The sequence below is a fragment of the Gaetbulibacter sp. PBL-D1 genome, from assembly GCF_050509525.1.
GTDB lineage: Bacteria > Bacteroidota > Bacteroidia > Flavobacteriales > Flavobacteriaceae > Gaetbulibacter_B > Gaetbulibacter_B jejuensis.
The window spans coordinates 160,349-180,943 of the sequence record NZ_JBNWKB010000001.1 but is presented as its reverse complement, the minus strand read 5'-3'; the positions used below and the strand labels follow the sequence as shown (position 1 = coordinate 180,943).

Here is a 20,595-nt window from a genome sequence, read left to right as displayed (position 1 = left end):
AAATAAGTTATGTCAGAACTAAAAGAACTAAACGTATTAAATAGAGAGCACCTTGGTTTATCAAAAAAGAATCCAATCAAGGTTGTGCAATTTGGAGAAGGTAATTTTTTAAGAGCCTTTGTTGAGTATGCATTTCAAAAATTAAATCAAAATGCTGATTTCAATGCTGGTGTTGCTGTGGTGCAACCTATTGATAGAGGTATGGTTGATATGTTGAATGACCAAGACGGATTATATACATTGTTCTTAAAAGGAATTCAAAAAGGTGAAGAAATTCAGACCAAAGAGCTTATCACAAATATTGTAAAAGGTGTAAATCCGTATGCCGATTTTCAACAGTATTTAGACCTTGCGAAAGAAGACCAATTACAATTTATTATATCTAATACAACCGAAGCTGGTATCGCTTATGTTGAAAGTGATACTTTAGAAATGCAACCACCAAGTTCTTTTCCAGCAAAGCTTACTGTGCTATTATATGAGCGTTTCAAGCATTTCAATGGTTCTTCAGATAAGGCATTGACGATTATTCCATGTGAATTAATCAATTATAATTCTGATACTTTAAAAGAAATAATTTTAAAATATTGTGCAGATTGGAAGCTTGAAGATGGATTTAAAACTTGGTTAACGCAAGATTGTTCATTCCACAATACATTGGTAGACCGTATTGTTCCTGGTTATCCAAAAGACCAAATTGAAGAGTACAATGCGCAGTTAGATTATAAAGACAATTTAATTGTTTCATCTGAAGCATTTTTACTTTGGGTTATTGAAGGAGGCGATGATTTAAAAGCTAAATTACCTTTCGATAAAACCGATTTAGACGTAAAAATTGTTGCAGATATGCAACCATATCGTACCAGAAAAGTACGTATTTTAAATGGTGCGCATACCTCAATGGTGCCATTTTCGTTGCTTTACGGAAATGAAACAGTAAAAGAAACTGTTGATAATGAATTTACAGGAGCTTTTGTAAACAGTGCTATTTTTGATGAAATCAATCACGTGTTGCCAATGGATAAAGCAGAATTAGACAGTTTTGCTGAAGAAATCCTAGACCGTTTTAGAAACCCATTCATCAAGCATAAGTTAGCTGATATTGCTTTAAATTCCATTTCAAAATTTAAGGTGAGAGTATTACCAAGTTTATTGGAATACAACGAGAAATTTCAAAAGTTACCAGCGCATTTAACCTTTGCTTTTGCGTGTTTAATTCGTTTTTATAAAGGCGAGTGGAATGATGAAGCATTGCCTATAAAGGATAGTGAAGACATTGTAAATACATTCAAATCAATTTGGTCAACTGATGATTACAAAGCTGTTGCTACAGCAGCATTACAAAACACGACGTTTTGGGACGAAGACCTTACAAACGTAAACAACCTTGTAGATGCTATTGCATTGGCATTAGAAGAAATTGAAGCTAATGGCGTTGAGCAAGGTTTGAAAAATTTCAAGAATAAATTATAAGATTAATAAACCGAGAGGTGATGCAGAAGAAGTTAATAAAAGTACATCCAACAGATAACGTCGCAGTGGCTTTGGTCAATCTAAAAGCTGGAGACGTTATAGCATTTGAAGGTCAAGATATCAAAGTGATTTCAGATGTTAAGGCGAAGCATAAAATCGCGATGAATGATTTTGATGCTGGTGACCGCATTATGATGTACGGAGTTTTAGTAGGAAAAGCGAGTGAAGCTATAGCAAAAGGAGATGTGCTTACCACTGAAAATGTAAAACATCAAAGTGCAAAAGTCACTCAAAAAACCGATACCATTGGTTGGTCTGTTCCAAATGTAGATAAGTGGAAAGACAAAACATTTATGGGTTACCATAGAGAAGATGGACAAGTTGGTACAGCTAATGTTTGGTTGTTTTTTCCTTTGGTTTTCTGCGAAAACAGAAATATTGAACTACTAAAAGATATTTTTGAAAAAGAACTTCTGACTCAAAAGTCTAATAATCACAGAATGTTATTACGTTCGTTGGTAAATGAAGATAACGGAACTACAGCAGTTGAGCCAGAACAAACCACGAATGTTTTTGATAATATTGAAGTGAAATTCATTACACATCCTGGTGGTTGTGGTGGTATTCGTCAAGACTCTGAAAGTTTAGCGCGTTTGTTGGCTGGTTATGTGAAAAACCCGAATGTAGCAGGAGCAACGGTATTGAGTTTGGGTTGTCAAAATCTTCAAATTGATATTTTCAATAAAGCATTAGAAGCGATTAGCCCAAACAACAAAAAACCAGTGTTGATGTACGAACAACAACAAATGGGAACTGTTGATGAAATGCTGACAGCGATTATAAAAAATTCGTTTGAAGCCATTAAGGAAGCGAATAAAATTGAACGTCAACCAGCACCTTTATCGAAGCTTAAAGTAGGTTTAGAATGTGGTGGTTCTGATGGTTTTTCAGGTATTTCAGCCAATCCAACTTTGGGTTACACTTCAGATATGTTGGTAGCACTTGGAGGAACGGCAATTTTAGCTGAATTCCCAGAGCTTTGTGGCGTAGAGCAGGAGTTGGTAAATAGATGTGTAGAAGAAGACAAGGCGAATAAGTTTTTAAGCTTGATGCAAGCCTTTGAAAAATCGGTTGTAGATGCTGGTTCTGGTTTTGATATGAATCCATCGCCAGGAAACATCAAAGACGGATTGATAACTGATGCTATGAAATCTGCTGGAGCAGCCAAAAAAGGTGGCACGTCACCAGTAGTTGATGTTTTGGATTATGGCGAGTATGTTACAAATCCTGGCCTTAACTTATTGTGTACACCAGGAAATGATGTAGAAAGTACTACGGCAATGGTAGGTTCTGGAGCAAACATTGTATTGTTTACAACAGGTTTAGGTACACCAACCGGAAACCCAATTACACCAGTGATAAAAGTATCTTCTAACTCGGAGTTAGCTGCAAAAATGAGCGATATCATTGATGTAGATACAGGAGATGTCATTAAAGGCGAAAAGACTATAGAAGAAATGGCAGAAACAATGCTTCAATACATTGTTGATGTTGCAAGCGGAACCATAAAATCCAAAGCAAGTATATTAAATCAAGACGATTTTATTCCTTGGAAACGAGGTGTTTCGCTTTAAAAAGTTATTGCTTTTTTAAGGATGATTTTCTCACGATGAGTTCAGGAGTAAGCACTATTTGTTTCTCCATTTTTACGTTTTTTCCATTATTAACTTCCTCAAGAAACACTTGAGCGGTCATTCTACCCATTTCAATTGGCGACTGATCAACAGAAGTAATTGACAATTCCATAAAACGTGTAAACGGTTCATTACTAAACCCGACAACACAAATGTCATCTGGTATTTTAAGACCTTGAGCTTTTATTTCTTGAATGGCACCTAAAGCGGTGAAATCACTGGAAGAAAAAATAGCATCAGGAGGTCTTTCCATGCTAAGTAAAGCTTTTGCTGTTTTTCTTCCTTCTTCAACTTTACTATGGGTTTCAATAACTAAACTTTCGTCAAACTCAAGACCATGGTCTAAAATAGCTTGTTTATAGCCTAAATAACGATTTTTAAAGATCTCTAAAGACCTATCGTTAGATAAGTGAGCTATTCGCTTGCAGCCTTGTTCAATTAAATGTTTGGTAGCTTCATAAGCACCATTAAAGTCATCAATAGTTACAGAACTTACTCCACTTATGTCTTTTTTCCTATCGAAGAAAATTAAAGGAACGCGTTTACGTGATAAACTATTAAATATTTGATTCTTGGTTTTAGAGTTTGAAATTGACATCAATATACCATCAACCTGAGCATTCAGTAAAGAATTGATATTTCCGGTTTCAACATTTTCTTGATCATGGGTTTGACAAATAATGACATGATAACCCTTAGGGTAAAGCTCTTCTTCAATACCTCTAATTACCGAAGCAAAAAAGTTACTATCCATACGTGGTACGATAACACCAACATTATAACTTTTACCACTTTTTAAAGCTCTAGCAAGCGTGTTTTGCTCGTAGTTCATTTCTATTGCAGTTTCCTGTACTAGCTTACGTGTGTTTTCGCTTATCTTCTCATTGTTGTTTAGAGCTCTTGAAACTGTTGCTGCTGTTAGGTTTAGCTTTTTTGCAATGTCATATATGGTTGTCTTTTTCTTCATTGAAAATAATTAAAGTCGGAATTATGGCAAAAATACACTATTTGTAAAATTTCATTCTATGTTTAATTAGATAGCATTATTTCATTTAAAAAATTAACAGTATGATTCAATGTGGTTTCAAACCATGGATGTAATAACCAGAATGAGTGAGGACTATCTTCTAAAGTGTGGGTTTCGCTATAAATTTTGTATTTGTCTAGTAATAAAATCATATCATCACGTCCAGCGTGAAATCGTTCTTGTGAACTGTTTATAAATAGAGTAGGTGGAGTGGAAGCATTAACATACTCTAGTGGAGATGCTTCTTTCCAGTTTTTAAAGTTTTCTGATTTAGTGCCATTTAACCATATACTTGCCATTTTGCCTTCTGCGGAAGCCTCTGGATGAATGAAAGACACAATACCATCAATATTTATAATGGCTTTTACACTTTTTGAAATCTCTGAAGTATCTCCAAAAGTATCATTCTTTGGAGCTACTCCAATTAAAGTCGCTAATTGCGCTCCTGCCGAAGTTCCTAAAACAGCTATATTGTTTGGTTCTATATTGTAGGTTTTTGCGTTTTTGCGTATCCATAATATAGCATCTTTCAAATCTAAAACTGCTGCAGGATAAGGTGCTTCCAATCCTAATCTATAGGATACTGTAATGGCTACATAATTTTTTAAAGCTAAATGTTGAGCCATCACTTGCTGGTTTTCTTTGCTTCCGGTTAACCAACCACCACCATGAATAAGTAAGACAGCCGGATAAGTTTGAGTTTCATCAGTATTAGGTGAGTAGATGTCGACTTTTAGTTGAGAACCATTAATAGTTTTGTAAACTACATTTGTTTCAGCTTTTATTTTATCTGAAACTATTGGTTCAATTGGAGAAACATCAGGATAATATTTTTTTAATTTTTTATAAGTGGTTTCAATGGTATAGGGCTTAAACTCTTGTTTGTTGTCTTGAGAATAAGAACTAAACATTAGTAACAAAAGAAAAGTGAAACTAAGTATGTGTCTTTTAGGAACTATCATTTTGTTATTCTAAAAAATTCCACATCAGCATAACCACCACGTTTTGCTTCTTGAGTACTTATTGAAAATAAACCTACTTTAGCACCAATCCATTTTCCTTCTTTGGCTTTAAATGGGTTTCCGATTTTTTTGAATTTTTTTCCATTTTCGGAATATAAAAACTGACACATAGCATTTGGAGACGACACTTCAACTTTAAAGTAAGCTGAATTTGATTTAAGTTTTACTGATTCGTTAACAACTTCAGGACTACCATCAATGGCTTTTAACGCTTCAGTTTGATTCAAATAGAATCCGTTTTCATCATGCGAAATGCTTAAAGTAGCATAATCGGTTCCCATAACAATTAAACCAGCGATTTTACCTTTTTTAGCTTCTTCAGGAAAGAGAGAGATTTTGGTACTTACTGAAAAACTTGGAGCAGGAAATTTTTGTAATAATAAATTAGGAACTAACCACAAATTAGGAAGGTTCTCAGGAGGTTTTATTGAAAACAATCTTAGGTGATTTTCACCTCTCAATTTTGCGTGCCATAAAACATTTGGATTTGCATTCCATTGCCACTGTAAACCAATTTTGTCACCTTCAAAAGTGTCAGTTTCTTGAGGTGTTACAATTGGATAGGATTGTTCAATATTTGGTTTTTTATTTTTAGTAATAGGTTCTCCAATTCCGTTACCATCAATATCTTTTCCCATAATAGGCCAGTTGTCTTTCCAACTCATTGGCTGTAAATGCACAATTCTACCATAGGCTTCCAAATCCTGAAAATGATAAAACCAAGATTCTCCATCAGGTGTATCTACCCAAGCACCTTGATGAGGTCCGTTTATGGTTGTGCTTCCTTGCTCTAAAACTACTTTTTCTTCGTATGGACCATAAATATTTTTTGAACGTAAAATAAGTTGCCAACCAGTTGCTACTCCACCAGCAGGCGCAAAAATGTAGTAATAACCATTTCGTTTATAAAATTTTGGGCCTTCAACAGTGTCATGGTTATCATGACCGTCAAATACATGAACACCTTTGTCTATAACCTGAGTTCCTTCTCTATTCATTTTATTAACTGAAAGTAAGCTTTTAACACCAGCTCTACTTCCTGCATAAGCATGAACAAGATAAGCGTCACCATTATCATCCCAAAGCGGACAAGGATCGATTAAACCTTTTCCTTCCATAACCAATATTGGTTTATCCCAAGCTTTACTTGGATCTTTGGTTTTTACCATATAAATTCCAAAATCAGGATCTCCCCAATAAATATAAAATTCATTATTGTGATACCTTATACTTGGAGCCCAAACACCATTTCCATGCTGAGGAACATTAAAAACATCAATAGGAACTATTTCTTGCAGAGCATGATTAATTATTTTCCAATTTACCATGTCTTTTGAATGTAGAATAGGTAATGCTGGAACAGCATTAAAGCTAGATGCTGTCATGTAATAATCATCACCAACTCTTACAACATCAGGATCTGAATAGTCTGCATGAATAATAGGGTTGGTGTAAGTGCCATCACCATTATCAGAAATCCAAACCTCAGAGTTGTTTTGAGAAATAGATAGTTGAATGCTAAAAATTAAAAGTACTAAAGGGCTAAATTTCATTGGTTTTATTGATTTAATTCCATACTTGCTAAAATAAATGGACCAGTACCTTTTGGATCGTTGGAACGAATGATTTCGTTTACATAATAATCGAAAGAACCATCTCTGTATGGATTACCACCTAAACCAGCAACACCACAACATTTGTTAAGACTAACAATACCTTTTTCATCCACAGAAATAAGATTGTCGATTAAGCCTTTATAGCCTTTTTTGGCCACATTAAGATAGCTTTTTGGTAAATAGCCTTTGTTGGCACCTTTGGCAAACGTATAGGTAAACATCGCTGTACCTGTAGCTTCAAGATAATTGCCTTCTCTGTCGCCTTGATCTAATACTTGATACCATAATCCAGAGTCGTGTTGCACTTTGGTTACAGCTTCAGCATATTGGTTGAGGTATTCAATAATACGTGCTCTTCCTGGATGGTTTTCAGGTAAAACATCTAAAACATCTACCATTGCCATTCCATACCAACCCATGCCACGAGACCAAAAATGTTGCGAGTTACCTGTGTCTTTATTAGCCCAACGTTGCTCTTTGCTTTCGTCCCAACCATGATAAAGTAATCCACTCTTTTCATCACGACTGTGCTTTTGAATCAAATCAAATTGCAATACAACATCGTCATAAATCTTTTGTTTAGCAGCTTCATCTTCGATATAATCCCTTGCGTATTTGGTGTGAAATGGTTCAGCCATATACAAGCCGTCTAACCACATTTGATACGGATAAATTTTCTTGTGCCAATAACCACCGTCAGATGTTTTAGGCTGCGATTCCATTTGGCTGTTTAAGGTTTCCATTGCTGTAAGGAAACGTTCTTCCTTTGTTTTAGGATAGAGGTATAGCAGTACATCTCCAGATTTAATCATATCAAGATTTTGATTTGACAACTTGTAAGTTTTTATGGTTCCTGTGCTGTCAATCATGGCGTCTGCATAAGCATAAACATAATCGTAATACGTTTGGTTTCCGGTTTTCTCATAAAGTTTGGCGCACGCACTCAACACAAGTCCTGGTGTATAGCTCCATTTAGGTTTTTCTCTGAAATCCAGAAGTGTTGGATCTGGAAAACGTTCTATTTCTGAAAGCATCATGCGCTCAGACCATTTTAAGTCTTCAGAAATTAAAAGTTCTGTTGTCGTGTTTTCTGAAGTTGTTTCTGTTGTATTGCTTTTGTCTTTACAGCTGAAGCTTACCAAACAAGTTACAAGGGTTAATGAAAAAAAGGTTTTTTTTAGAGTCATGATGTTATATTTTATAAGGCGTTTAAACGGTCTAACTGTTCAAGTTTTTGGTCCATGTCTTTTATGAAATCTTCTTGATTGGTGATACCATTAGGTTCTTGTTCCCAAGCTGCCAAGAAGTAGTAGGTCAAGGTTTCGGTTGTTGGTTTGAAAACGACCAAATGATCATCTTTACCAGTAGTTTGATTAGCAACTTCCTCTTTTTTGTAGAATAAAGCCATTCCTAAATTGTCTGGAGGACTTGCAAGTGTTTGCGTTCCGTAGGTGGCAATATAAGCCCATTGTTGTCCTTCCTTTTTGAAAAACTCTACATCATGGTTTACAATTCCTGTGCAAAGTCCTTCAATAGCTTTAGACGGACTTAACTCTGCTTTGGTGAATCTGTCGTGAGGATAAATGGTTAATTTGGAATTCAAATCAATCACATCAGAACCTGATTTCCAACCTGTATATGAAATGTTTACTGAAGAACTTTCGGAAGAATTTTCAATTTTAGCCACTGTGTTCTCCACTTCTTGAAAATGGACAACAGTATCAGAAACTACTCGTCCGTAACCTCCAATACCCATAGACTTTCCTGCCTTCAGAATATCTTGTCCCCAAGCTGAAGGCTCATGATACGAATCAAATCCGTCTTGACCAACTTGAGGCAAAACCATTGAATCTACCTTCTTTCCGAAGATATCAATCGCATTTCTCCAATCCAGATACAAGCGGTAACCAACCTGACTGTTTTCCCAACCTGGACCTTCATAGCGAATAAACCACGTGTGATCTGTATGCTGTTTAGGTAATTGTAGTGAATTAACATTTTTAAAGGATGTGCCATTAGCATATTCTTCATGACCTCTTGGACCATCAACCCATTCGCCACCTTCCGCTACGGAAATTTCGGCATAGGTTTGTTGTGTAGCTTCTTGATTTTCAACAGCATCAGAAATTGGAGTTTCCTTACTTTCGGTTTTGTCTTTGCAAGCGATTAAGCTTAAAGCGACACCTAGTGCTAATATCGATTTTTTCATTATGTAGGTTTTAATACGTTTTGCCGTTAATGGTTGTGTTTTTAAATGTTATAGGTTCAGAATTTTCTACAGACAAATCCGTTTTAGCACCTTTAATGTGAACGTTTGTAAGTGTGACATTCTTTACAAAACTTTCAGGACGACCTTTTATGAGTACACCATATTTTCCACCGTTTTCAACAGTAATATCTTCAAGGTGAATGTTTTTAATGGTAGGCATATGAACACCTTCTTGGTTAGCATAAGTGCCATAGTAGGTGTTTATTTTTAGAACAGCTTCCTTTACCTGACCAACCTGAACGTTTTTAACGTAAACATTTTCCACAAAACCACCACGAAGCGTATTGGTCTTTATTCTGATGGCTCTATCAAGTTCAGGACTGTCCATTTTACAGTTTCTAACATACACGTTTCTTACTCCAGCTGAAATTTCACTTCCCATAACAACACCACCATGGCCATCTTTCATATCGCAATTTTCAACCACGATGTTTTCACTTGGAATATTTACTTGTCTGCCATCGTTGTTTCTACCAGATTTTATAGCAATACAATCGTCGCCTGTGTCAAACACACAATTTTTTATAAGTACATTTTTAGCATATTCAGGATCGCAACCATCGTTGTTTGGTCCATGACTTTTTACAGTGATACCATCCACAGTAACGTGATTGGATTTGATTGGGTGAACCACCCAAAAAGGTGCATTGGTAAATGTGACACCTTGAATTAAAATGTTTTCGCATTCAAAAGGCTGCATGAATTGTGGACGCAACTGATGTCCTTCACCAAATACACGTTCAGACACAGGAATGTTGTTGTCTGACATTGCCCATAAACGCGGTAAGTTGTGTTCGTCTTGTTGACGTGGTTCACCTTCGGTATAACCATAAACATCTTTACCACACCAAGCCCACCAATTGTCATTACTAGCTTGACCGTTGAATGTGCCTTTTCCGGTTACAGCAATATTTTTTTCTTTGTAAGCATAAATAAGAGGTGAGTAGTTCATCAGTTCTTGACCTTCGTATGAAGTATGAACCACTGGTAAATAATCTTTTGTGTTGGTTGAAAACAGCACTTCAGCACCTTCTTCCAAATGTAAATTCACATTGCTTTTAATATAAATTGGTCCAGTAAGAAATTTTCCAGAAGGAATAATCACTTTACCACCTCCAGAGTTGTGGCAGCTATCGATAGCTTTTTTGATGGCTTCACTATTATTTGTTGTTCCATCTGAAACTGCACCAAAATCAGTAATGTTAAAAGTTTTATCAGGAAATTGAGGCACAATGATACTTTTTATGATAGCATCTGCTGCTTCAAAATGATCAGGTGTTGCATCTTCTTTTTTTTCTTCTGCTTTTTCTTTGCAGCTAAACGCAAGTAAAGTTAAGCATAGACTCAAGAGGGTGAGTTTTACAAAGTTTGTAGGTGTCTTTTTCATTTAATTTATATTAGTTGTTGTTTAATATTGAAAAGCTATATAGTTCAATATTTGAATAATTTTTATCTAGTGTAAATAGAGAAGCATCATCTTTCATGCAATCTAATTTGTGCTGTCTTTCCCATTTGTTAGGAATACCATCATTATCTGAATCTTTTTCAGGATGTTCAGTTTTTAAAGTTGGCCATCCGCCAACATCGTCTTGCGAGTCGATAATTCCTTTTTTATAATCCGTTTTACCTTTAATGACATTGTTTACAATACGAATGTCTACAGCATCTCTGTTTTTGCTTGCTCCAGCATGATCTAAAACTGTTTGGTAAGCAGTTTGAGCATTAGTTGTAATGATATTGTCTTTAATGTCGATTGGGCTGTATAATACTGTTTCTAAAGGGTTGTTACATTGTATGCCACCTTTCCAGTTGTTTTTGGAAATAGTATCAAAACCTTCAACATAATTGCCACTAACATAAAATTTACCATAAGGTTCAGAAGGATTTACGATGCGATTTTTTTTAGATTCTTTAGTAGCAGGTCCAGATTTGTAATAATTATTGATAATATTATAAGTGCCTTTTTCACCTCCATAAATACTGTTATCTCCCCAATTGTAAATGACGTTGTTTCTAAAATCTACAAACTCGTTTTCAGAATTTTCTGTGGTAGAAGAACCGCTAAATCGCGGATTTCTGCTATTGTTGCTTGCAATTAAATTGTGATGAAACGACACATTGACTCCTCCCCAAATGCCTCCATAACCATGTTTACCTTTATGATGGACTGATTGGTTGAGCGCTTCAGAAATGATACACCATTGCAGTGTGAAATTCTTGTTGTTGTAAAAAGAAGCGTTTTCATCTGTTCCCCAACTGATAGAGCAGTGGTCTATAATAACGTTTTCGGTATTTCTACAACCCAATGCATCACCTTCAATTTTATTTGTGTCTCCCATTCTAAATCTTAAATATCGTAAAATGATATTGTTTGATTTGATGGTTACCGGAAAACCTTTTAGTGTAATGCCATCACCAGGAGCTGTTTGTCCTAAAATGGTTAAATCTCCTTTGTTTATGTCTAATTTTGATTTGAGTTCTATGGTTCCCGATACATCAAAAATGATTATTCGAGCACCACTTTTTAAAATCCCTTTTCTTAAGCTGCCTTCGCCATCATCATTTAGATTGGTAACTTTATATACAAATCCGCCTCTACCACCAGTAGCAAATTTACCAAAACCTTCAGCTGAAGGAAAAGCTAAAGGTTGGCAAAAAACAAAACTGCCTAGTAGTGTTATAATAATAAATAGGATGTATTTTTCTTTAGACATTAGTTTAATTACTGAATTATTAGCTCAAAGTTTGTTTTTAATGTAAAAAGGAGGAATGCTATCTAAACACGCCTCCTCTTGATGACTAATTCAAATGTATGCTTTTTATTGTAACCATCGTGGATCACCTACATTGTTGTCTACAACAGTTTGCGTTGTAACTGTGAAATCGCCATTTTCGGCATCAACAAATCCAGGATCCAATGTGTTGTATGTTGTACTATCGTCATAACGAGTTACTGACGAATCATATAAAGTTGGTGCATTAAAATAGTTGTTATTCTGAAAAGTAATAGTTTCATCGGTAGCGTTATTGTCAGAATAACCTTCAATTTCAGTATCAGTAATTAAATTGTTTTGACTTGTAATGTCGTTAGCATCAAATCTTACATAGAATAATCTTCTGCTTGATGAATTTGAACAAGCATAAAGTGTACAGCTTTCTAAAGTTATATTACAAGTTAACCCTGTTCCAGCTGATGACCCTGAATTGTCAATTCTAAAAAAGTCTCTGCCTGGAGCACAGTTATCAAAGGTGCTTGTGTTTACATTTATATTTAAAACGTCAGAGTTTCTAAAATCTATAAAATCTCCACCGCTTGTAAGAATATCAGTTACTATACAGTTTTCAACTGTTAATGATTGAAGAATAGCGTCTGTTTCATTTCCAGCAATGAATGATCTATTATAGTCATGAATGTTACAACCACTAACAAGTAAAGAGTCAAAATTACCCGCACCTGTGTAGCGTACAGCATCAGTTAATTCTAATGCAACATCTCCTGTTAGGTCTAAATCAACTAAACCAACATCTGTAGCGCCTCCAACGATAGCAAAACTAACTTTTAATAAAGGTTTGTCAAAGTTGTATAGGCCTCTAATGGTGATAGACTTGTCTAAGGTTATTGTTCCAGTTTGATCAGTATAATCTCCTGCGTCTAATACTAACACAGCGCCAGCTTCTGCATCGGCAATCATTTGAAATAAGTCGTCTTCAGGTGTTACTAAAACACCATCTCCAATATCAATTCCAGTAGTAAAAGTTGTAACACCTCTTATAGTTGTGTTGTTCAATAATTGTGCAGTGTATTCTGTTTCTCCGGTTAAACCTGTTACAACAGCAATTCCAGCAGCTCTTTCTTCAGGAGTTATAGTATGCACAATGTTTCCTGGATTTAGTACAATTTCAGTAACTGTACTATTTGCTACCCATCTAAGAGTTGCTTCGGTTGCTAATATATCTCCTGGTTCTTCAGGTAAAAATAATTGTTCAGTTAAAGTTTGAGCAGTAACATAAGCATAGTTAGAATCTTGAAGACCTCTTGAGCTTATTGCTTTAACTCTTATGTAGTAAAGAGTTTCTCCGTTTAGCTCTACTTGAACAGGTACTTCATTGGATGCGACATCAACTGAAGCTACTAGTGTAGAGAATTGTTCATCTTCACTAAACTCAGCTAAGTACATTTCTACATTTTCATCTACATTCCAATTAAGCTCAACTGTTGTTTGCGTTCTAATTATAGAAGTAAGGTCAACTGGAGCAAACTCTCTGTCAATTTGTAGTTCTTCTATTAGTTCATCTTTTTTATCGCAACTAGAAAAGGAAAATAATAAGCCCAGTACTATTGCAATTGCTTTTAGTGTATGTTTTGTTTTCATAATAACTTTATGCTTCTTTTTATAGTTTTTTCTAGTATCCATAGTCATTTACTAACAAGCCATTACTTGAATCAAGAAATACTTGCCAAATAGGCCAGAACTGTCTGTCATCTGGATTTACTCCTAGTTTAAATAGAGAGTTTATCATGTCATCTTCAATTGTTGTCCATTCGAAAGCAGAATATTCTGGTCCAGGGTTTACATCTTCATTTCTGTTTAATCCATAAATCTCGAGTGTTTCAGCATCTTCTTCATATTTGTAATATAATGTAGAAGGTACATCAGCATATTCGCCAGTACGATTCTTTAGGTTGAACATTTTTATTTTAGCTTCTTCTAGATTAGCTCCTAATAAATTCCAACGAATTAAGTTTTGTTTACGTTCCATTTCACCAGTAAATTCATACATATGTTCTTTAACTATTGCGTTAAACATATCTTGAGGGCTTGATAATCCGTCAACGTAACTGTCTACTTTTTCAGCATGAAGTTCAGAAGGGAATGCTCTCATACGTACTTCTTTTAAATAAGGAGCAGCAGCACCAGGTCCTTGTAATTCATTTGCAGCTTCAGCAGCAATTAGTAATACTTCTGCAAAACGCATATAAATTTTATTTACACCATCATCGTTAGTGGAAGTAACATATCTATTCATCCACTCATAACGGTATTTTCCAAAATACCAAGTGTCTAAACCTACAAGCTCTTGTACTGAAAATCCATCAGCATCAGGATTTCCCCATTGGTAAGGTACACAAGTAACGTCTCTACGAGTATCATCTTCATCAAAATCATAGAAAACGGTTGGTAATGGACCCGCAATACCACCTCTAGCTTGACCTGTGTGTTGGTCAACACCACGATGTCTTACAGCGAAAGAGAATAATACTCTACCACGACCAGCTGAGAATGGTATTTCCCAAAGTGATTCTCCACCAGCACTAACGTTTTCTTCGTTGTAGCTTCTCCAAAAATCTTCAAATGATGGCTCTAAATGAGCAGTACCACTTTCAATAACATCAGTAGCTTCATCTAAAGCTAAAGTGTACATGTTTTGAACAGAAAGCGCAGGATCGTTACTTCTTCTTACTCCATCAGGGTATTGTTGGTATCCACTAGCAATCATTGCTAAACGAGCTCTAAATGATTTAACAAATGCTTTGTTAACTCTTTCTACACTTGTTGTTGATGATGTTTCGTTAGGCCATGCAACTAAGTCAGAAGCTTCACCTAAATCAGCAATGATTTGTTTGTAAATAATATCGCGATTAGATTTTGCTAAGTATATAGTTTCGGAGTTTATAGGTTCAAAGCGTGCAGGTACATCTCCCCAAGCTTTCATTAAGTCGGCATAGTAAACGGCTCTTAATGTTAATGCTTCACCTAGTAATTGTCCTAATTCAGTACCTGGTTCAGGATTACCAAATTCTCTTAAACCTCTAATGCAAATATTGGCTCTTTCAATACCTAAATACATCATAGCCCAAGCATTGTTTGAGGAGTTCATTTGCGAGTTGTTTGGTTTTGCATCATAAATGCAAAGGTCTCCTTGAGAGCTACCTACATCATCAGAACTGTAGTTCCATTCAGCATCAGTATTAAATCCATAAAAAGGTATGAATCTACCTCTATAGGAGTTAGTTTGTCCCATTGGTTCCATAATTCCATCAACAGCACCTCTTGCAAGTCCAGGTGTTGAGAAAATTATAGATTCATCTAAAGTTGATTGAGCTGGTGCATCTAAGAAATCGTCTTCAAATTCTTGGCAAGAAGTGAAAACTCCAGCTATTACTATTATTCCAGCAATTATTATTTTTTTCATCTTTTAAAAAATGTTTAATTTAGAAATTAAGGTTTAATCCAAAAAGTAATTGTCTACTTCTAGGGTATGGAGAATAATCTACTCCAGGTGTAAGAGGCGTTCTTCTTCTTGTAGACACCTCAGGATCAAGACCAGAATAGTTTGTAATAACGAAAACATTATTAGCAGTAGCGTAAAATCTTAATTTGGTAACACCTATTTGTGATACTATAGATTCTGGTAAAGTATAACCTAATGTTAATGTGTTTAGTCTTAAAAATGAACCATCTTCAACAGCCCAGTCACTAAATACAAAGTTTTGCATAAATGGAGACCACATTGTAGTATTAGCATTTAAAGCTTCTAATTGAGCAGGGTCTGTTACTAGTTGTCCTGTTGAAGGGTCAAGGTTAGTCCATCTGTTCCCATCAGCCATTATAGTGCTTAGGTTTCTATATTGACCATTTTGGTTAGAGGTATTAAACTCGATTTTATTTGCATTATAAATATCATTTCCAACACTCCAGTTAAAAGCAGCAGTAAGGTCAAAACCATAAGCACGAGCATTTAATGACATACCACCTGTATGTTTAGGGTTGGCATTACCTATAATAGTCTGGTCATTTACATCAACAATTCCATCACCATCAATATCTTTTAATTTCATGCTTCCAGGCATTACGTTGCCTATTACAGCGCTATTATCAGCAACACCATCTAATAAAGTGTAAGTACCAGTACTTGAGTCATAACTGAAGTCAGAAACTTCATAGCGACCATCACTTTGGTAACCATACATTATACCAACAGGTTGTCCAACTTGTACAACATAGTCATTACCTATTTGTGTAGAAGCCCAATTAGTGTTATCACCAAAATCTTCCATAATACCTAAAGAGTTGATACGGTTTTTGTTCATCCCAATATTGAATGAAAAGTCTAAGCCATAGTCTTCTTTGTCTATAGCAATTACACTTAAAGAAGCTTCAATACCAGTATTTTGGATTTCTCCCATATTTCTATATTGGCTATCATAACCAGTTCCAGGAGTTGGGAATCTAATTAAAAGGTCTTCAGTAATGTTTTTATAAGCTTCAAAAGCACCAGTTACTCTTCCTCTAAATAAGCTAAAGTCTACACCAATATTTTGAGATATAGTAGTTTCCCATTTTAAACTAGGGTTTGCTAAAATATTTGAAGCAGACCAATAGTTATCAATATCATTTAAATATGAAGTAGTTGATGATTCAAAGTTTTGTACTGTTTGTCCTGCAGGAATGTTATTGTTACCAGCTTGTCCGTAACTTAGTCTAAGTTTAAGAGTGCTTAACCAATCAACATCTTTAAGAAAATCTTCTTCCGATATTTTCCATGCTACAGCAGCAGAAGGGAAGTAACCCCATTTGTTGTTTCCTAAGAATTTACTTGAACCATCAATACGATAAGTAGCGGTTAAAAGGTAACGGTTTTTGTAATCGTAATTTAAACGACCAAAGAATGATAACAACTTGTCATCAGGACTGTAAAAGTTATCTACAGATAAAGGTGTACCTTGAGTTGTTAGATTAAGAGCTGTTTGAAAATTGAAATCAGCAGGAAACCCTTGTATTTCGCTAGTTACTCTATTGTCTTTAGAGACAATCATTTCTTGTCCTACTAATAGTTTTAAACCATGGTCATCACCTAATATGTTTTTGAAATCATAGTTTAAAGTATTTGCATTTCTAAAGCTTTCTCTTTTTCTGTCTCTAGAGAGTATTGCAGGTAAGCCTTGGTTTTCTGCTGCAGGTCTGTTGTTTGCGTAATATGTTGATCTTCCGTAAAAACGGTAGTCTAAATCATCTCTAGTGTTTAAACCTAAATCTGATTGAAATTTAAGATTGTCTAAGATTTTCCAAGAGAAGCTACCTAACATATTAAAGTTTTTTCGCAATTGTAAACGTTGGTTGTCATCTACAGCAACATAAGGATTTACTAAATAACTAGATAGTGCTTCATCAGTATTTGTAGTAGTTAACCCAGGAAGAGGAATAGGTGAATACCCAACACTGTGCCTAAGTCTTGCGTCAGCAGATGATATTTCATTTTGCTCGTTTGCTCCACCACCATTAATTTCTGTGTCCGAATATCTAAAAGTAAAAGATAAATCTACTTTTTCACTCACTTCACTTTTTAATGCTAATGAAAGGTTAGTTCTCTTAAAGTCTGAACCAACCATAATTGTTTTTTCATCATATAAAGCGTAATTGAAGTTATAGTTAATTTTTTCTGATCCACCTCTAATTGATAAATCACGACTTTGAACCTCACCAGTTTCTCCGTATATCTGTTTTTGCCAGTTGTTTCCTCTCATTCCTATATATTGATCATAGTCATCATATAAACCGAAGTAGGTTTCGTAAGATTCTGGTTGCTCATCTAATAATGCATATTCATATTGCCATTTAACATAATCTTCAGGCGATAAAACATCAATAGTATTAGCTAGTTTTTTAATACCATAGAACATATTATAATTTACAGATATTTTTCCTTCTTTACCACTTTTTGTTGTTATGATAACAACTCCATTAGCACCTCTAGAACCATATATAGCTGTAGAAGAAGCATCTTTAAGTACACTTATGGTTTCAATATCAGTAGGAGAAATATCACTTAAACTATTGATAGGGAAACCATCAACAATTACTAATGGCGAACTATCTTGTGTTAGCGAACCAGCTCCTCGTACTCTAATGTTTATTTCTGCATCAGGCGAACCTTCGGTAGATAAAACCTGAACACCAGCTAAACGACCAGTAAGTGTTTCAGCTACGTTAGATATACCTTGCTCTTTTAAATCATCACCACCTATAGATACTACTGAGCCTGTTAAATCAGATTTTCTTGCAGTACCATAACCAACAACAATTACTTCATCCAAAGCTTCAAGGCTTGGTTTAAGGGCTACGTTAACAGTGCTTTTTCCTGATACACTGACTTCTTGAGTTACGTAGCCAACATAAGAAAATACCAAAATAGCATTAGAACCACTAACACTTATTGAATAATTTCCATCAAAATCGGTTACTGCTCCTGTTGAGGTTCCTTTTACTTGAACTGTTACACCAGGAAGAGGACCTCCCATATCCTCTGCAGTTACTGTTCCATTTACTGTGCTATTTTGAGCATAAGTAAATGTGCTACTAAATACAAAAAATGCGAATAGCATTAACGAAAAAGGTTTTATAGAATAAAACCTTGATGTTTTTCCTTTCTTAGATTTGAAAAACAAAAAATCTATTAAAATGTTACACATGAAAACTGTTAGTTTAGTTAGTATTAAATGTAATCGATTGCACAAATTTATCATTATTTTTTAAATACGCAAATAATTCACTCCTATTTTTTTAATATGCTAATTTTTTGCACTAAAAATTGCGGATTATTAACTAGTATGTTCTGTTTTCTTCGTTAACGAATTAAATTAATGCTTGATTTAGGTTTATTTTTTATTAAAAGACAATAATTATGTAATCGATTGTTAGTTTGGTTTTCATGCTGTTTTTGTATAGGTAATTTATAGTTGTGATTTTTTATTTCATCATTTGTACGTTGTTATAAATCAGTCGTTTTATTTGGCTTCATCTGAGGTTTTAAATGTTTTATGTTTACTGTAGTTTAGTACATTATCTTTCTTCTGTAAAATGTTAATTAATGATCACAACTTTGCATTTGATAAATTAATAAATATATTTATGCAATCGATTACAGTTTTTATGAATATTATATTGGTGGTTCAAAACTTCATTTTACTATCTTAATTCTATCAAGAAAATATGAAAAGAATAAGTGCTTTTTTAGTTGTTGCTTTAGCTTTAAACACTGCGTTTTTTGCTCAAAATAACTCGAATAAAGAGTTGACCATAGAGCAATGTGTTAATACTTTAAATGTAGAGAATTCACAGAGTACAAAAGTTGGTTATCAATATTGGTTTGCTGATAAAGAATTTCTTGATGGTAGAACATTAAAATTAAGTGTTGTAGAACCACACAAGGCAACACATGAGCCACATAAACATGAAGAAGATGAGTTCTTTTTTGTCTTGGAAGGTACAGCTGAATTTTTTCTAAATGGAGAAACTGTAGTTGCTGGCCCTTATACTAGCTTTTATTGTCCACCTAACTCATTGCATGGTATTAGAAATGTTGGAGACACTGAATTAAAATACCTGGTAATTAAAAAATATAATTTAAGCGATAAATGAAACCAATCAATACAGCCCTTTGTTCATTTGGGATGAGTGGGCTTTTATTTCATGCGCCTTTTGTGAACACGAACAAGGGGTTTAATCTTTATGGAGTTTTGGAGCGGACTAAAAACCTTGCGCAAGAAAAGTACTCTAAAATAAAAACATTTAGAACTCTCGAGTCTCTTTTAAAAGATGATAATATTGAATTGGTTATTTTAAATACGCCAAATATTACTCACTACAATTTTGCAAAACAGATTATTCAATCAGGCAAGCACCTTGTGGTTGAAAAGCCTTTTACAACTAGTGCTGAAGAAGCAGATGAATTGATACAATTAGCAAAGGTTAATAATGTTAAAATGGCTGTGTTTCATAATAGAAGATGGGATAGCGACTTTTTAACAGTGAAAAAAATTGTAGACAATAATACACTTGGAGATGTTGTTGAAGCAGAATTTCATTATGATAGATTTGATCCTGAGTTGAGTTATAAAGTTCATAAAGAAACACCAACCGAAGGCGTAGGAAGCCTTTATGATTTAGGTTCACATATTATTGATCAAGCTTTAGTGTTGTTTGGAAAACCCAAAGCTGTTTTTGCTAACATAGATAGTTTTAGAGAACAATCTAAAGTGGCAGACTATTTTGACGTAAAGCTTTTTTATAACAATTATAAGGTGACTTTAAAATCAAGTTATTTTGTTAAGCAGCCTATTCCATCTTATATTATTCATGGTAAAAAAGGTTCGTTTTTAAAATCAAAAGCAGATGTTCAGGAAGCTGAACTTCAAAGAGGCATTTCACCAGATGTAAAAAACTGGGGAATTGAGCCTGCTTCGGAACAGGGTTTGCTACATACTCAAAAAATAAATGTTTCTGTTAAAGAATATATTATTTCAGAAGCTGGTAATTACATGGTCTTTTACGATAAAATTTACGAATCCATAAGAAATGATAAACCTTTACCAGTTTCGGCAGAAGAAGGTAAAGCAGTCATTGAAATTATTGAAGCTGCTTTAAAGAGCAATTCTGAAAGGCGAATTATAGATTTATAGATAATTAATTTAAAAATAATAGTTAAAAATACA

General features: G+C 34.6%; 14 protein-coding genes. 4 read left to right on the top strand and 10 right to left on the bottom strand.

What is annotated here, in order from left to right:
* Positions 1 to 9 precede the first annotated feature (9 nt).
* Both ACQ0RB_RS00905 and ACQ0RB_RS00900 read left to right on the top strand, forming a co-directional pair.
* Positions 10 to 1,473, top strand: coding sequence for a tagaturonate reductase (locus tag ACQ0RB_RS00905; RefSeq protein ID WP_430495861.1), 1,464 nt, complete (start codon positions 10 to 12; stop codon positions 1,471 to 1,473).
* A 20-nt stretch (positions 1,474 to 1,493) separates the two neighbouring features.
* The gene (locus tag ACQ0RB_RS00900) at positions 1,494 to 3,107 is read left to right on the top strand and encodes a UxaA family hydrolase (RefSeq protein ID WP_430495860.1); all 1,614 of its coding nucleotides are present in this window, start codon (positions 1,494 to 1,496) and stop codon (positions 3,105 to 3,107) included.
* Between the two features lie 4 nt (positions 3,108 to 3,111).
* On the opposite strand, the gene ACQ0RB_RS00895 is transcribed toward ACQ0RB_RS00900, so the two are convergent.
* From ACQ0RB_RS00895 to ACQ0RB_RS00850, 10 genes are all read right to left on the bottom strand, one after another.
* Positions 3,112 to 4,134 carry a LacI family DNA-binding transcriptional regulator gene (locus ACQ0RB_RS00895; RefSeq protein WP_430495859.1) on the bottom strand — a complete coding sequence of 341 codons (1,023 nt, stop codon included), beginning with the start codon at positions 4,132 to 4,134 and terminating at the stop codon, positions 3,112 to 3,114.
* A gap of 62 nt (positions 4,135 to 4,196) precedes the next feature.
* Complete coding sequence (locus ACQ0RB_RS00890) at positions 4,197 to 5,105, bottom strand: alpha/beta hydrolase (RefSeq protein ID WP_343796504.1); 909 nt, start codon at positions 5,103 to 5,105, stop codon at positions 4,197 to 4,199.
* A 47-nt stretch (positions 5,106 to 5,152) separates the two neighbouring features.
* A complete protein-coding gene (locus tag ACQ0RB_RS00885) occupies positions 5,153 to 6,769 on the bottom strand; it encodes a glycoside hydrolase family 43 protein (RefSeq protein ID WP_430495858.1) in 1,617 nt (538 codons plus the stop codon).
* Between the two features lie 5 nt (positions 6,770 to 6,774).
* Positions 6,775 to 8,019 carry a glycoside hydrolase family 88/105 protein gene (locus ACQ0RB_RS00880; protein ID WP_430495857.1) on the bottom strand — a complete coding sequence of 415 codons (1,245 nt, stop codon included), beginning with the start codon at positions 8,017 to 8,019 and terminating at the stop codon, positions 6,775 to 6,777.
* Between the two features lie 11 nt (positions 8,020 to 8,030).
* A complete protein-coding gene (locus tag ACQ0RB_RS00875) occupies positions 8,031 to 9,041 on the bottom strand; it encodes a DUF4861 family protein (protein WP_430495856.1) in 1,011 nt (336 codons plus the stop codon).
* A 10-nt stretch (positions 9,042 to 9,051) separates the two neighbouring features.
* The gene (locus tag ACQ0RB_RS00870) at positions 9,052 to 10,488 is read right to left on the bottom strand and encodes a glycoside hydrolase family 28 protein (RefSeq protein WP_430495855.1); all 1,437 of its coding nucleotides are present in this window, start codon (positions 10,486 to 10,488) and stop codon (positions 9,052 to 9,054) included.
* A 10-nt stretch (positions 10,489 to 10,498) separates the two neighbouring features.
* Positions 10,499 to 11,815, bottom strand: coding sequence for a pectate lyase family protein (locus ACQ0RB_RS00865; protein WP_430495854.1), 1,317 nt, complete (start codon positions 11,813 to 11,815; stop codon positions 10,499 to 10,501).
* Positions 11,816 to 11,920: 105 nt separating this feature from the next.
* Complete coding sequence (locus ACQ0RB_RS00860) at positions 11,921 to 13,474, bottom strand: DUF5123 domain-containing protein (protein WP_430495853.1); 1,554 nt, start codon at positions 13,472 to 13,474, stop codon at positions 11,921 to 11,923.
* Positions 13,475 to 13,505: 31 nt separating this feature from the next.
* The gene (locus tag ACQ0RB_RS00855) at positions 13,506 to 15,296 is read right to left on the bottom strand and encodes a RagB/SusD family nutrient uptake outer membrane protein (protein ID WP_343796518.1); all 1,791 of its coding nucleotides are present in this window, start codon (positions 15,294 to 15,296) and stop codon (positions 13,506 to 13,508) included.
* Between the two features lie 19 nt (positions 15,297 to 15,315).
* Positions 15,316 to 18,486, bottom strand: coding sequence for a SusC/RagA family TonB-linked outer membrane protein (locus ACQ0RB_RS00850; protein WP_430495852.1), 3,171 nt, complete (start codon positions 18,484 to 18,486; stop codon positions 15,316 to 15,318).
* A 607-nt stretch (positions 18,487 to 19,093) separates the two neighbouring features.
* On the opposite strand from ACQ0RB_RS00850, the gene ACQ0RB_RS00845 reads away from it, so the two are divergent.
* Together ACQ0RB_RS00845 and ACQ0RB_RS00840 are read left to right on the top strand one after the other, a co-directional pair.
* Positions 19,094 to 19,522 carry a cupin domain-containing protein gene (locus tag ACQ0RB_RS00845; protein ID WP_430495851.1) on the top strand — a complete coding sequence of 143 codons (429 nt, stop codon included), beginning with the start codon at positions 19,094 to 19,096 and terminating at the stop codon, positions 19,520 to 19,522.
* Positions 19,519 to 20,562, top strand: a complete 1,044-nt coding sequence (locus ACQ0RB_RS00840) for a Gfo/Idh/MocA family oxidoreductase (protein ID WP_430495850.1) — start codon at positions 19,519 to 19,521, stop codon at positions 20,560 to 20,562. The genes ACQ0RB_RS00845 and ACQ0RB_RS00840 overlap by 4 nt, the downstream gene beginning before the upstream one ends.
* The last annotated feature ends 33 nt before the right edge of the window (positions 20,563 to 20,595 follow it).

Bases quoted from the DNA above. Each gene is read 5' to 3' on its own strand.
- ACQ0RB_RS00840 (WP_430495850.1), top strand. From the start codon at position 19,519: ATGAAACCAATCAATACAGCCCTTTGTTCATTTGGGATGAGTGGGCTT.
- ACQ0RB_RS00855 (WP_343796518.1), bottom strand. From the start codon at position 15,296: ATGAAAAAAATAATAATTGCTGGAATAATAGTAATAGCTGGAGTTTTC.
- ACQ0RB_RS00900 (WP_430495860.1), top strand. From the start codon at position 1,494: ATGCAGAAGAAGTTAATAAAAGTACATCCAACAGATAACGTCGCAGTG.
- ACQ0RB_RS00890 (WP_343796504.1), bottom strand. From the start codon at position 5,105: ATGTTTAGTTCTTATTCTCAAGACAACAAACAAGAGTTTAAGCCCTAT.
- ACQ0RB_RS00860 (WP_430495853.1), bottom strand. From the start codon at position 13,474: ATGAAAACAAAACATACACTAAAAGCAATTGCAATAGTACTGGGCTTA.
- ACQ0RB_RS00850 (WP_430495852.1), bottom strand. From the start codon at position 18,486: ATGCTATTCGCATTTTTTGTATTTAGTAGCACATTTACTTATGCTCAA.
- ACQ0RB_RS00865 (WP_430495854.1), bottom strand. From the start codon at position 11,815: ATGTCTAAAGAAAAATACATCCTATTTATTATTATAACACTACTAGGC.
- ACQ0RB_RS00845 (WP_430495851.1), top strand. From the start codon at position 19,094: ATGAAAAGAATAAGTGCTTTTTTAGTTGTTGCTTTAGCTTTAAACACT.
- ACQ0RB_RS00885 (WP_430495858.1), bottom strand. From the start codon at position 6,769: ATGAAATTTAGCCCTTTAGTACTTTTAATTTTTAGCATTCAACTATCT.
- ACQ0RB_RS00870 (WP_430495855.1), bottom strand. From the start codon at position 10,488: ATGAAAAAGACACCTACAAACTTTGTAAAACTCACCCTCTTGAGTCTA.
- ACQ0RB_RS00895 (WP_430495859.1), bottom strand. From the start codon at position 4,134: ATGAAGAAAAAGACAACCATATATGACATTGCAAAAAAGCTAAACCTA.
- ACQ0RB_RS00905 (WP_430495861.1), top strand. From the start codon at position 10: ATGTCAGAACTAAAAGAACTAAACGTATTAAATAGAGAGCACCTTGGT.
- ACQ0RB_RS00880 (WP_430495857.1), bottom strand. From the start codon at position 8,019: ATGACTCTAAAAAAAACCTTTTTTTCATTAACCCTTGTAACTTGTTTG.
- ACQ0RB_RS00875 (WP_430495856.1), bottom strand. From the start codon at position 9,041: ATGAAAAAATCGATATTAGCACTAGGTGTCGCTTTAAGCTTAATCGCT.